The organism is Formosa bonchosmolovskayae (assembly GCF_051016085.1).
Taxonomy (GTDB): domain Bacteria; phylum Bacteroidota; class Bacteroidia; order Flavobacteriales; family Flavobacteriaceae; genus Formosa.
The window spans coordinates 372,837-388,275 of sequence record NZ_CP174605.1 but is presented as its reverse complement, the minus strand read 5'-3'; the positions used below and the strand labels follow the sequence as shown (position 1 = coordinate 388,275).

General features: G+C 34.3%; 8 protein-coding genes. All 8 read left to right on the top strand.

Annotation, left to right across the window (positions count from 1 at the left end):
- The first annotated feature begins 51 nt into the window (after positions 1–51).
- Complete coding sequence (locus ACKC83_RS01450) at positions 52–1,389, top strand: Kelch repeat-containing protein (protein ID WP_434036776.1); 1,338 nt, start codon at positions 52–54, stop codon at positions 1,387–1,389.
- 339 nt (positions 1,390–1,728) lie between these two features.
- Positions 1,729–4,086, top strand: a complete 2,358-nt coding sequence (locus tag ACKC83_RS01445; protein ID WP_434036775.1) for a polysaccharide lyase 6 family protein — start codon at positions 1,729–1,731, stop codon at positions 4,084–4,086.
- A gap of 25 nt (positions 4,087–4,111) precedes the next feature.
- A complete protein-coding gene (locus ACKC83_RS01440) occupies positions 4,112–6,343 on the top strand; it encodes an alginate lyase family protein (protein ID WP_434036774.1) in 2,232 nt (743 codons plus the stop codon).
- 634 nt (positions 6,344–6,977) lie between these two features.
- A complete protein-coding gene (locus ACKC83_RS01435; RefSeq protein WP_434036773.1) occupies positions 6,978–10,199 on the top strand; it encodes a SusC/RagA family TonB-linked outer membrane protein in 3,222 nt (1,073 codons plus the stop codon).
- 10 nt (positions 10,200–10,209) lie between these two features.
- Entirely contained in the window at positions 10,210–11,757 is a 1,548-nt protein-coding gene (locus ACKC83_RS01430) for a RagB/SusD family nutrient uptake outer membrane protein (RefSeq protein ID WP_414035238.1), read from the top strand.
- Positions 11,758–11,770: 13 nt separating this feature from the next.
- Positions 11,771–12,946, top strand: a complete 1,176-nt coding sequence (locus ACKC83_RS01425; protein WP_414035239.1) for a PKD domain-containing protein — start codon at positions 11,771–11,773, stop codon at positions 12,944–12,946.
- A 12-nt stretch (positions 12,947–12,958) separates the two neighbouring features.
- Positions 12,959–14,434 carry a PKD domain-containing protein gene (locus ACKC83_RS01420; RefSeq protein WP_434036772.1) on the top strand — a complete coding sequence of 492 codons (1,476 nt, stop codon included), beginning with the start codon at positions 12,959–12,961 and terminating at the stop codon, positions 14,432–14,434.
- A gap of 10 nt (positions 14,435–14,444) precedes the next feature.
- Positions 14,445–15,365: a polysaccharide lyase family 7 protein gene (locus ACKC83_RS01415; protein WP_414035241.1), complete on the top strand. Its 921-nt coding sequence runs from the start codon at positions 14,445–14,447 to the stop codon at positions 15,363–15,365.
- Positions 15,366–15,439 lie beyond the last annotated feature (74 nt).

Sequence of the window (15,439 nt, the reverse complement as noted above, 5' to 3'; positions counted from 1 at the left end):
CCTAATCTAGATCCTTATCTGTTCTGGTACTATAAATTTATAATAGCCTAAATGAAACTGACTTTTTTATTCCTTTTATCTGTTGTTACGCTAACCGCTCAAAATATTACAGGTACTGTATTGGACAGAGATACCAATTTGCCTTTAGAGGATGTAAACATTTATTCTAAAACTATAGGGCAAGGAACAGTAACCAATGAGAAAGGCGAGTTTGAGTTACAGATCCCAAAAGCTAAAGAAACAGCTCTTATTTCGTTTTCTAGCGTTGGCTATGAGACTAAAACTTATACACGCGAACAAATAAAGTCTTTAAACTATATTATCTTTTTATCTAAGATTAATGAGGCGTTAGAGGAGATTGTTCTGTATTCTGAACTTGAGTTACAAGAGGCCTTACCGTATAAAAAAGTAGCCTCGTTAGAGGAAGGCGTGCATCATTTTGGAGCAACAATGTTGGGCCATAAGATTTATGTTGTTGGTGGAGATAAAACCATAAAAGATGATGTTAAAAAACGAGCGCTTCAAGAATCTGAATCTATTGGAGAATTGTTTAAGAATGTTAGCAAACCCGAGCTAATTTGGAAACACTATAGTGATAAACTACAAATTTACGATGTCGATAAAGATACGGTTGTGGTTCCAGAATTAAATTTCAGAAAACGGGCTTATCATAATGTTGTGGCTGTAGATAATAAGGTATATGTGTTAGGCGGAAAGTCTCTATCTAAAAGTCAAGCAACAGAATATTTAGAAAATAAAATTGAAGTGTTCGATCTTGATAGTCATGCATTACAGTTAGACGATACGTATCCGCATCAGGCTATTAATTTTACTTCGGTTGCTTACCAAGATAATATAATTGTAATGGGTGGTTCTAACAAACGTAAATCTAATGGCGATAAAATATATAGCGATAAATCGTTCCTCTTTAACATTACATCTGGCTATTGGTACGCACTAAATAATATGACAACAGCAAAGGAAGTTCGAGGTGTATTAGTTAAGAATAAAATCTATTTAATTGGTGGTTTTAATGGTGATATGTTAAAAGAAATTGAATCTTATAACCTTGAAACTGGAACTTGGAAAGCAGAAGGCGATTTGTTTTACGGTATGGGGAACGCTAGTGTAACGGCGAATAATGACACCATTTATATATTTAACGCAAGGAAATTGTTAACCTATAATGTAGAGACTAAAGTTTTAAATGAATACGATATTCGGTTAGATTTAAGCGCAACCTCACTCTTTTATGCCAATAATGTATTGTATATCGTTGGAGGAAGTACAGAAGTGTATTACCAAACCATGCCGTCTTCAGATATATATTCTATTGATTTACGTGAGTTGCCTAGAACTAAAATTCTGCATTCCAAAACCGTGGAGTAGCTACAAGAACATCGTTTATATAAAATGGCACGTTATTTAACAAGGTTCGTTCCATACATGTATCCGATTTAATAAATGTTTTCAAACAGCTTAAAAAATGGGATTCATTACGGAGCACTCTAAATACCTCGAAAAACGACGTCTACGATATAGCGTTTCAAACCACATAAAATATGATAAAAATCACTGTTTCTTACTTTTTATTCAACATTTGAACTATTTTGTTTCATGATTTTATCAAATTCATTAATTATTATGATTTAACTTTTGTAATCGTAAAAAAATCAATACTTTTGGTACACCAAATTGGTTAACCAGTTATACAACAAACAAACTACAATGATAAAACAAGAGTCTAAGGTCTTTTTTAACTACTTTTTAGTCCTTATTATAACCGGGAGTTTCTTATTTATATCTTGTAAAGATCAAGATAAAGCAAACAATTTAGTGACAGACGTAGAGATGTTTAACGCTGCAGTTGCTAATGCCAAACCAGGCGACGAGATTGTACTTGCAAATGGAGTTTGGACCGATACAGAATTGGTTTTCGATGCCAAGGGAACAGCAGAACATCCAATTACGCTTACTGTAGAAGAAAAAGGTAAAGTGACTTTAGAGGGGCGATCCAATCTTCAAATCGCAGGGGAGCACTTAATAATTAAAGGTCTGGTTTTTAAAAATGGTTATACACCAACCAATGCTGTAATTTCTTTCAGAAAAAATAGAGAAGAATTGGCTAACAATTGTCGTTTAACAGAATGTGTTATCGATAATTTTAATAATCCAGAACGTCATGTTCAAGATTATTGGGTTACCATTTACGGAAAAAACAATCGCTTAGATCATAATCACATTGTTGGTAAAAAGAACTTAGGTGTTACCATGATTGTGGGTTTAGATACTAAAGGGAGTGTCGAAAATAATCACCAAATAGATCATAATTATTTTGGTCCTCGTCCAACATTTGGAAATAACGGAGGAGAAACATTACGTATTGGTACAAGTCATCACGCATTAGAAAATTCTGGTACAATAGTAGAATCTAATTATTTTGATAGATGTAACGGAGAGATAGAAACGGTTTCTAGTAAATCTGCCAATAACATTTACAGATACAATACGTTTTTTGAATGTACAGGAACGTTAACCATGCGTCATGGAAATGAAACCTTAGTAGAAGGCAACGTGTTTTTAGGAAACAATAAGCCAAATACGGGTGGGATTAGAATTATAAACGAAGATCAGATTGTTAGAAATAATTATTTATTTGGCGTAACAGGATATCGTTTTAGAGGTGCATTTGTTGTTATGAATGGTGTGCCAAATTCGACACCAAATCGGTATATGCCAGTAATGAACAGTAAATTGTTAAACAACACTTACGTAAATTGCGACAATATATTATTTTGTGCAGGAAGCGACGAAGAGCGTAGCGCACCTCCAACATCTACAGAAATTTCAGGTAACATTTTCTACCACGATCATAAAGACAATATATTTACTGCATTCGATGATGTTAGCGGAATTTCATTTCATGAAAATATAGTAGGGGAGAATATTAATACCAATATCGCTGGCGGATTTACACCTGCTAATCTTAAATTGGTAAAGAACGATCAAGGATTTTTAATTCCGACTTCAGATCAAATAAAAAACCCGATTGTAATTAGTGATAAAATCGGAACGAAAGACAATACAGGAACTACTTGGTATTCTAAAGACGATAAAACCATAGCGTTAAATTCAGGACAAACAATTGCTGTAGAGCCGGGAATTAATACGTTGTCGTTTGCAACGGCACATTCTAATCCTGGTGATGTAATCGAATTAACTTCGGGAGAAACTTATGTGTTAACCAAATCGGCTAAAGTTAAGCATCCGCTTACCTTTAAATCTTCAGGAAAAGAAAAAGCAATCATTTTATTTGAACGTATGATGGCTTTCGAAATAGAAAACGGAGGAAGTTTATCTTTAGAGAATTTAAAATTTAATGGGGCAAGTTCTCCAGATTATGCAGGAAATGCTGTTATAAGTACGAGTAAAAAATCAATGACAGAAAACTATAAGTTATTTATCGACGGCTGTGATTTTGAAGATTTAATTGTTAACCATTCTTTTGATGTGTTACGCGTAGGTAAAGGTACTTTTGCCGATACAATAAGCATTCAAAATTCAAAATTTAAAAATATCACAGGACATATTGCAGCATTAGACGCAGAGACAGATGATATTGGTGCGTACAACGCAGAGTATGTTATTATGAAGAATAATATTCTTACAGATGTTCAAGGCGTGGCATTAAGATTGTATAGAGGAGGAACGGATGAAAGTACATTAGGACCCTTTTTAGAAATGGAAAATAATGTCTTTAATCATGTTGGTTTTGGAAAGAAAAACAAATACAATGCGGCCTTATCATTATACGGTGTACAATCCAATCGTATTGAAAACAACATTTTTAACGATACAAAACCTGTCGAGATGCACTTGGTTGTAGGGGAGCCTATCGTAAATATTTTGAATAACGATTTTTACAAAGTCGATGATATGCGGGTTACCGGCAATCAGAAATATACAGTAGCAAATAGTCTTTCTGTAGATCCAAAATTTTCGAATACAGATACATTTGAACTAGCAACCGATTCGCCTTTAAAAGGAAAAGGTGCAAATGGTAAAGATTTAGGTATTATAAAGTAGATTTTAAACAAACAAACAAACACTTATGTTATTAAAAAGAATCCTTTTTATCTGTTGTGTGCTTATAGCGCAAAATGGATTTTCTCAAGAACACCCAAATTTAATTTTAACCAAACAAGGGGTTAAAGACATTAAAGCGCAACTGGGAAATGTCCCTTTATTCGATGCGACTTTAGCTCAAGTAAAAGAGAAGGTAGATGCTCAGATTTTAAAAGGGATTGATGTTCCTGTACCAAAAGATATGGCTGGAGGTTATACGCACGAGCAACATAAACTAAATTACTTAACCATGCAGGAAGCTGGGGTATTATACCAGATTCTTGGAGATGAAAAGTATGCTATTTATGTGCGTGATATGCTAATGGAATATGCAAAAATGTTTCCGGGATTGCCAAGACACCCACAAGAACGATCTTACGCAAGAGGAAAATTATTTTGGCAATGTTTAAACGATTCGGTTTGGTTAGTATATACTAGTCAGGCTTACGATTGTGTGTATAATTTCTTATCTAAAAAAGAAGTTAAATACATCGAAAAAAATCTTTTCAGACCTATGGCCGATTTCTTGTCTGTAGATACACCTCAGTTTTTTAACCGTATTCACAACCACAGTACATGGGGGAATGTTGCTGTTGGTATGATTGCCTTAGTTATGAATGATGACGCTTTAATAGATAGAGCATTATACGGGATTAAGGATTTAAAATTAGATGCAGGGAAAGATAACGATGGTGGAGATATTTTTGTTGAAGGACAAAAAGCAGGTTTCTTAGCAAACTTAGAAGAGCCATTTTCACCTGATGGATATTATACCGAAGGAGCTTATTATCAGCGTTACGCCATGTATCCATTCATGATTTTTGGTGAAGCATTACAAAATGTAAAACCTGAAGTAAAACCATTCGAACATAAAAATGGAGTGTTATTAAAAGGTGTAGATGCATTAATGAATTTAACCGATAAAGATGGTGAATTCTTTGCTTTAAACGATTCTCAAAAAGGAATGTCTTATTACACTTCGTCTTTAGTATCTGCTTTAGATATCGCATACTATTATGGCGACAGAGATCCTAGTTTATTAAGTATAGCACAAGAACAAGGTCGTGTACAATTAGACCAAACAGGTTTAGCTGTAGCGATGGATATTCGTGATGGTAAAGCAAAACCTTTCGAAAAGAAATCACTATTATTAAGAGATGGTGCAGATGGAGATCAAGGTGCGATTTCTATTTTACGTTCTACTAAAAATGATGCCTTAACACTTGTAGGTAAAAATGCAGCTCAAGGATTAAGCCACGGACACTACGATAAATTATCTATTTCTTTGTTTCATGAAGGACACGAAGTGTTACAAGATTACGGCTTAGCTCGTTTTGTAAATATTGAACAAAAAAATGGAGGTGGTTATTTAAAAGAAAATAAAACATGGGCAAAACAAACTATTGCGCATAATACTATAGTACAAGATGAAACGTCTCATTTTGGAGGTAAATACGATATTGGTAGTCAGCACCATTCAGATATGTATGTGTTCGATGTCGAAAATCCAGATGTTCAGATTTCAAGTGCAAAAGAGATTAACGCTTATCCTGGAACTGTAATGCAACGCACAACGGTGATGTTAAATAACGCAAGCTTTGAGCAACCAGTGGTGTTAGATTTAATGCAGGTGACTTCAGATAAGAAACACCAGTTCGATTTACCATTCTATTATTTAGGACAAGTTATTTCGACAAATTTCGACTACAAAAAGTACGAAACGCTTTCTACCTTAGGAAAAGATCACGGATACCAACACTTATGGAAAGAAGGATCAGGACAATCTACAACAGGAGAAGCCGCATTAACATGGAGAAGTCATAACACATTCTTTACATTAACCACAACAACATCTGCAGACGACGAATTAATTTTTGGACGTATTGGTGCAAACGACCCAGAGTACAACTTAAGACCAGATCCTGTTTTAATTGTTAGAAAACACACAGATAATGCGTTATTTGCTTCGGTTATAGAAACTCACGGTAAATATAGCACGGTAAGTGAATTGTCTGAAGGGGCGTTCTCTAGCATTGCAAAATTAAATGTATTACAAAGTAGTGCAGATTATTCGGCCGTTCAGATTAGTATGTTAAATGGTGACGAGTTTGTATTTATAATGTCAAATTCGGAGGCTTCAAAAACTAAAAAACACGAGTTAAAGTTAAACGATAAGGTTTATACTTGGACAGGAGTAAGCTACTTTAAAAAGCAATAATTATTTAAGTAGTACGTCTACACTTATAATTAGTAGATATCGATTTATAGTTCAAAAAACATCACCCACTTTAATTAAAAATATTAATTAAAGTGGGTGATGTTTTTTGTGTTTGGATGTGTCTTATCTGCATATCGATATGTTAAAAAATTTAGGAAATAAATTCCGGTCCGAATTTCATATTATAATGGCAAAATAGATCAAAATTTCACTAACAATAAAACGGCTATGTTTTTAGTTTTAAGGAATGTACTATTAAACCAGGTGCCTTTTGATAATTGTTATTAAAAGGCACTTTTTTTTTGCGACATAATTTTTTTTTAACATAGAATTAATATATCTTTGGTCAACCAATCTGGTCAACCAGATTGGTTTTTTAAACAAACCTTAAAAAGGATTAGTTCTTATTTTTTACTGATTTAGAAACAAAATTATTTGATTTTACTCCCTTTTTGCTAAGAGTAAATTAAGTGATTCTGCTGCTGTTTAAAAGTAAATGCTGTTGCAAGATAAATTGAATAAAATACATTTTGCGTCGGGAGTTATTTGGAAAACGGAAGCTTGTTTCTGTTGAAAGTTTAAGATGACTGGTCTTAAAAACGTTCTAAATTTTTTATTATTAAAACAACAACAAATGAATTTGAAAAAACAATTAGTATTGTATGTAGTTCTGTTGCTAAACACGGCATTGTTTGCACAGGATGTAGTTTCGGGGCTCGTTTCTGACGAACAGGGTGTCCCGATTCCAGGGGTTAATGTTCTGGTTGTAGGAACATCTCAAGGAGCAACTACCGATTTTGACGGGAACTATGAGATTAAAGTAGACCAAGGTGCGGCTTTACAGTTTTCTTACATAGGTTACGTGTCTCAAACTAAGACAGTTCAAGCCAACCCAACAATTAATGTTACTTTAGTTGAGGATGTAGCTCAATTAGACGAAGTCGTAATTATTGGTTACGGTGATCAAAAAGAGAAAAATGTAACAAGTGCCTTAACTAAAGTAGAATCTAAAGAAATCGTTGATCGTTCTGTATCACGTGTGGAAGATGCATTACAAGGTAAAGTTGCAGGTTTAAGAATTCAAACCGTGTCTTCAGAGGCAGGTGGGGATCCTAAGATTACAATGAGAGGGCCTGGTTCTATTACGGGTTCTTCTTCTCCATTAATCGTTGTAGATGGTGTTGTATTAGGTTCAGATCCAGATATTTTAGGGTCTATCGATAACAATAACATCGAATCTTTAAGTGTATTAAAAGATGCTTCTTCTGTAGCAATCTACGGTTCTCGTGGTGCAAATGGGGTAATCCTTGTAACCTTAAAAGAAGGTATTGCAGGTAAAACGTCTTTTTCTTATAATACGTTTACTGGTTATAAATATACAACCAACAACGATAACTTTAATACGACTATTAGCGACGAAAGAAATAGATTAAACGGTTTACAAGAAACTGTTAGCGCTATTTCTCCAGACAGTCCACGATATGAAGATATTAATAGATATTACGATAATGCATATGCAGAATTAGAAGCTATGGACTTTATCGCTTCTTTAGGTAGTGGAGAAACTAATTGGCAAGACGAAATATTTAATGGTGGATTTATTAAAAACCACTCGTTAGCAGTAAGAGGTGGAACAGATTTAACAAGCTATACAGCTTCTTTAGGTTTTCTTGAAGACGAAGGTGTAGTTTTAAATGACAACTTCACAAAATATAATGCTAGAATTAAAGTAGACAGCAAGTCTAAAAACAAGAAAATTAAGTTCGGAGCTAATTTATCTGCAAACTATAATGATCAAGTTAGAGTTCCAACCAGATTTACAGATCCTTTAAGACAATATGGTCATTTACCACTTTATTTAACCGAAGAGCATATGCCATATGTAACTAACTTTTCTACAGAACCAGGAGTTTCAACCGATGCTGGTAAACTGTTCGAAAATTTAGGCGTTGGTAGTTATGGTTTTTCAAGAGCATTCGACCACGTATTTACTGTAGATCCTAATAACCCAAGAGCTATTGCTAGAGACCCTAATACAGGACTTCCGTTAGTTAGCGATTTAACTTCTGGTGGTTTAACATTATCTACAACTAAAAACGTTCACCCATTAGTACACTATTTAGAGCGTTCTAGATTATCTAAGAAATTAAGTTTAAACACTTCTGCTTACTTAGATTTTAAATTAGCTAAAGGACTTAGTTTTAGACAAGGGATTTCTGGTGTATTCAGACACAGTAAATCTAATAATGCAGATTACTTATACGGACAAGAAAACAGAGATCAAGAATCTTTCCGTTTAGAGTCTAGAGACGAATTAAACCAATATGCATTCGAATCATTACTTAAGTATAACACATCATTTGGTAAACACGATTTTAACTCTGTATTTGGTTTCGAATATACAAGAAGAGATTTTTATACTCAAGAGTCTGAAGCTGTAGGATATACAAACGACTTTAATAACAACATCGCACTTGCAGATGGTGGAACAACATTTACAGATAATGGTACAGATAAATTAGTATCATACTTCGGAAGAATAGATTATAACTACGACGAAAAATACTTAGTTCAATTATCAGCACGTACAGATGGTAGTACTAGATTTGGAACAAACACAAGATTTGGTTTCTTCCCAGCAGCGTCTGTAGGTTGGATTATGTCTAACGAAGATTTCTTATCGTCTAGTGACTTTATTACTTTCTTAAAATTAAGAGCGAGTTATGGTATTTCAGGTTCTAACGAAATTACAAGTAACATCTTTAACTCTCTTTACAGATTCGAAGAAACATTTAGTACAGTTGGTTATAACGGCTTAACAGGAGTTAAAGCAGTAACATTAGCTAACCAAGATTTAGGATGGGAACAATTAGTAGAATTTAACCCAGGTATCGATGTTACTTTTGGTAGAGGAATAATTAGCTTAGGAGTAGATTACTATACAAGAAGTAGTAAAGATTTAATTCTTTTCGCTCCTGTACCAGGTGTTTACGGAACAGACAATTATTTACAAAACCTTGGAGAAGTTAAAAACGAAGGGGTAGAAATTGAATTAAGCGCTAGAATTATCTCTACAGAAAATTTCAGCTGGAGAGCTTCAGGTCAGTTTTCTTTAAACAGAAATGAGGTTGTAAGTTTAGGTAAAAACGATCAAATTATTTCAAGAATTGATCAAGATACTAGAGCAACAGAATTTATCGCTAGAAATGGTCAGCCTATCACATCTTTCTACGGATGGGTTTACGAAAAAGAAATACCATTAGAATGGGTAGATAATCCTTTTAACAGATTTAATAATGACTTTGCCGATGTATATGTAAAAGATTTAAATAACGATGGTATTATCGATGATGAAGATAGAACAGAAATTGGTAACCCTTATCCAGATTTTAACTGGGGTGTTAACACAGACATTAGATTGTACGATTTCGATTTTGCAATGCAATGGCAAGGTTCTCAAGGTGGAGAAGTAAGAGTAGCAGATTTAGATCAGCTTTACTATGCGAGTGAATCTTCAGTAAATGAAGTAGCAAACTTCCCAGACAGAGATTTAACAGTACACAGAAGATTTACAGACGACCATATTCAAGATGCTTCATTTATAGCATTAAGAAACGTTACTATTGGGTACACAATTCCAGAATCATTTACATCTAAGTACAAAATCGACAGATTAAGATTCTATTTATCTGGAGAGAACTTACTTTTCTTTACTGCTAGTGATTACGAAGGATTTAATCCAGAAGCTGCAGGTCAAACTTCAGATAATGCGAATACTCCATTAACAGCAGGTTACCAAAGAGGAGATGGTCCAATAGTTAGAACTATTTCAGCAGGGATTAACTTTCAATTTTAAATAATTAGACATGATGAATTTATATAAAAACATATTAATTTGTTTTTCACTTGTAGCTTTATTTACAAGTTGCGAAGAAGAACTTGACCTTTCAAACCCGACCGCTCTTTCTATAGAAGAGTTGCTTCAAACAGATGATGGGTTTAAATTCTTAGCGAACGGAGTTTTAGATGCATATCAAAAAGTTCCTGCTAATGAATTCTTAATTTCTGAATTGAGATCTGATAACGTTAGAGCCAATACAGAAAACGGAAACTATCCAGCGTTTAATGCGTATAACATCGACCCTAATAACGGGGATGTTGCAACATATTACTCAAACAATATGTCAACCATTAAGCATGCAAATACAATTATTGATAATAGATTTTTAGCTCCAGAAAATCAGCAATACACTGTTGGTGAAGCTTATTTTATGAGAGCATTATGTCACTTTAACTTAATAAGAGCATATGAAAATATTCCTTATATAGATACTGTATTAGACATTAACGCAGACGAAGCTTACGACTATCCTCAATTGGACCCAGCTGTAGTTTACGAAAAAATCATAGAAGATTTTAAAACGTCTATAGCCTATTTACAAGACGCTACAGTAGATAGATACAGACCATCTGCAGGTGCCGCTATTTGTTTTGCCGCTAAAGCATATTTAAGTCAGCCTACTCCTAATTATAAAGAAGCAGAACTTTTATTAGCTTCAGTAATAGATAATAGCTCGTCTTACGGATATAGCTTATTGTATACAGAACAAGGTAGTGACGATTCAGATTTCGAAAACTATAAAAACTTAATTAAAGATTTCGGTCATGTATTTGGTAACGATATCGATGGGACATTCACAGATGGTGTGCCAGATGGTTCTTGGTCTAATAACTCAGGTTTAGAAATTAACGACGAAGTTATTTTCTCTATCGCTTACGATTTAGTAAGTAGTGATACTTATGTTACTGCAGATAGTTCTTTAGACGAGCAAGTACAAACAGATTCAGAGTCTTTTAGTTTTGCAATGACCTTACAAGGACCTTCTAATGGGGTGAACATCGCTTCTAACGAATTTTTAGAAGTTATGACTCCAGAATTACAACCTGTAAGATTTTATGTGAGTTTTGATGCCTTAACATACAACCCAACCCTTGAAACAAACGATACGTTTAACGCAAAGTACCCTACACCAGGAGAAATTGGAGATAACGACTGGATTGTTTTAAGATATGCAGATGTGTTATTATTATATTCTGAAGCTATTTTAGCAGGAGGTAATAGTACTACAGATTCTAGAGCAATTGATGCATTTAACCAAGTAAGATTAAGAGCAGGTTTAGACGAAGTTGCTAACTTAACAAAAGCAGAGTTATTAGCAGAACGTAGAGTAGAATTCGTATACGAAAACCAAAGACTTTACGATTTAATTAGATTTGGTGAAGCAGATAGAGTCTTATCAGAATTTTCAGCTAAGAACAGTTTGTTCTATACTAATGAAAAGAAATACCTTCCGTTTCCTCAGAGAGAATTGGATAATTTACCTAATTTTTATAATCAAAATGACGGATACTAAAAACCTAAAAATTATGAAAAAACACTTGTTTAAATTAAAATATATAGTTTTAGGTGCATTTGTATCTTTAACTGCATGTGTTAGTGACGATTTACCTGAAGTAGGTGATTTACCTGACATTACTGGGCCACAGCCTTTCTACAGTTATTCTGATATTTCAACATCTGAATTCGATTGTAATGATGTAGAATTAGAAGCGAATTACGATTTCTTCCTACAAGCGGGTACAAATCTAGCTGTAAACGGAACACAATACCAATGGGAGATTTCGCCATCGGAAAATGTGAACTTAATCAATAAAGATCAGCCTATTATAGAGCAACAAATCGAAGGCGAATTAGCTACGGTTGTTGCGTTGGAAGATGAGATTGCTAAAGTAGAATTTAAGATCCCTTGTGAAACTGATCCTGCAAAAATCGCCGTGTTAGAACAACAAGTAGCCGATTTAGAAGTGCAATTAGCCGCAGCAGAAGCCGCAGTTACAGACGAAACTAAAGCAAACGTTGCCGCTTTAGAAGCTCAATTAGCTGCTTTACCAGCTGGGACTTTACAAGATAGAGAAGTTATTGTTGAATTCCCTGGACCAGGAGAATATACTGTAGGTTTAACGGTAACAGATAATTTAGGTAAATCAGATTATACCGAAAAAATAATTGTTGTAAGCCAAGCTATACCAACAATCGCTATTCCAGAAATTGGAGAAGCAGGTTTCGAAGCCGGAGATTTATTCGACGGTAGTGGAGATGGTAGAGATTCTTGGAGATCGCCAAGTAGTTCTAAATGGGGAAGTGTATTCCAAATTAATACAAAATCAGAATTAGGTGTTTTACCAGAAGGGTATAAAGCAGCGAAATTCCCTTCAGACGGAACACGTGTTGGTTATCAAGAAATAGACGTTACTCCAGGAGCTACTTATGTATTATCTTATTTCAGTAGTTTAGATCCAGGTGCTAGCGGAGACTTAACAGTGTCTATAGTGAATCCAAATGCTCAAGATATTCAAGAAGCACGATTAGAAGCTAATATTCTTGCTTTTAAAACAGAAGACAATGCTGCAAGTGTTCAGGATGTATTTAAAAAGAATGCCATAACATTTGAAGCAGGAGAGCTAGAATCAGTGATTATTTTAATTACGAACTCTGGTACTGAAAGTAGAGTGGATGCTTTTGATATTACAGTTAAACAATAAAAAAATTGAATTATGAATAATAAATTAATTAAAAAACAGAGTACAGGTGTCTTTATCGTGCTATTTTGTATGTTTTTAGGACTAGTATCGTGTTACGATGAGGGTTACGATCCATACGAGCCACCTGTTGGGAATATCAATAATATTCAGCCAAATACGTTGTTTACAACAAGTATAGATCCAGATAATACATTAGCATTAGTATTTAGAAGCTATTCTACAGATGCAGATTCTTATGTGTGGGATTTTGGAGATGGTAATACATCTACAGAAGCAAATCCTGACTATACTTACACCGAAGGTGGATTGTATAACGTTAAACTAAGTACAACAAGTTCAGACGGTTTAGTCGCTGTAGACTCATCAGACGTATCTCCTATTTTTGTAGATTTTAATTTTGCAATGGAAGATACAGAGGTAACCTTCGAGAATTTTACATCTGGTGCAAGTTCTCTTGTATGGGATTTTGGAGACGGATCTACTGTAGAGTGGAAAGCAGAAGACACAGAAGAAGATGCTAAATTTAGCCCAGTACATGTGTATTCTAGTGCAGCGCCTGTTGTTGCTACATTAACAGCAACTAATTATTTAGGACATGAGTTTGTAGTAAGCAAGAACATAGAAGGTTTACAACTGTCTACTATTCCTGAATTTTCATTTACTACATCTAGTTTAACGGTAGAATTTACAGATGCTTCAACTTTAGCAGCGTCTCATAGTTGGGAATTTGGAGATGGTGAAACATCTACAGAAGTAAACCCTACACACACATATGCTACTGCTGGTACGTACGATGTTACGTTAACAACAACTAACGAGGCAGGTGTATCTAGAAGTATTACCAAAGCAGTTCCTGTTGGAGGTGTAGAGCCTACATTTAAAGCTATTGTTTTAAATGGAAGTTGTGACGAGTATACAGTAAATACTGGAGACAATGCAGATGCTTGGGATATGACGCCTAGCAGTACTATAGAAGACGACGTTTTAGGAACTATCGATAGTCCTTACAGAGCACTTTGGAATAATACCGAATTAAACGATTATATCGATGTGACTTACGGAACTAACGAGCAACCAGGATCATCTAGCGATGGTACATATGTAAACGGTGTAAAAACTAGAAGTGTTAAGTTTTCTGATAGCTCACGTCGTTTATACCAAGTGGTAGCGGTAGAGCCAGGAATCGAGTATACGTTTACCATAGACACACGTTCTGAAGCTGCTGGAATTAATACAGAAGTATTCTTATTAAACAAAGAGATTACTACAGAAGTGGGTATCGAAGATTATACAGATGGTTACATTAATATCACAAACGATTTTAATGAAGAAAAACCTTCAGAAGGTAACAATACCTTTACTACTAGTACAGTAAGATTCGAAGCAACTTCAAACTTTATTGTTATCTATGCAAGAGCTTTAAATGCTGTAGATAGTAGTAATGAAGTGTTTATTGATAATATTGATATTATTACTCCTGGATTTTAATTCATAAGAAATGAAAAATTTTCGAAAAGAAATATTAGGATTAATAGTAATAGTTTTTCTTTCTGTTAGTGCTACTTGTCAAGAAAAGGCAAGTAGCTCTGCAGATTCGGATTCTAAAGTCGAAAAAAACGACAAAAAGAAGAAGAAAAGAAAGAAATACAAATTACCAGATATAGATTTAAGTCATTGGAGTGTAACCACACCAGAATTAAATCATAAAGGTAGTGCCATGAATATTGAGCCACCAGAAATTTTGGATTATGCTACAGACGAAAGGTTATTACCTTATATGTACAATGATTCGACTCTTGGAGCTTTGGTTTTTTATTCTTTTCCTAGCGATGCCACTACAGCGAATACAAAATATACAAGATCCGAATTAAGAGAGCAAATGGTGCCTGGCGATAATCACACCAACTGGACATTTGCAGAAGGGGCTTACATGAAAGGTAAATTACAAATGGGAGATGTATCTAAATCCTCAGATGGAAAATACCACAAAGTAATTATCATGCAAATTCATGGTCGATTAACAAATGAGCAGCGTGACTTAATAGGACAAAAAGATAATAATGCACCACCAATATTAAAAATATATTGGCAAGATGGTAAAATTAGAGTCAAGACTAAAGAGTTAAAAAACTTAAGTGCTAGCGATAATGAAATCTTAGACAAAGACGCTTGGGACGATGATAAAGGATTTACATTCGAACAAGAAGTCGGTTTTGGAAAATTCACCCTAGAAGTAGAGGTCTCTGATGGTAAAATGGTAGTAATTCTAAATAAAAATGAATACGCCGTTTACGATAATATTCATATGAAAAGATGGGGCGTTTTTGAAAACTATTTCAAAGCTGGAAATTACTTCCAATCTAGAGATGAAGGGGCTTATGCCAAGGTGAATTATTACGAGCTTGAAGTTAAACACTAATATTTAGAAGCGTTTAGACTATATTAACATAAATATGTATTTCTATAAATACAAATTGATAACTTTTTTTGTAG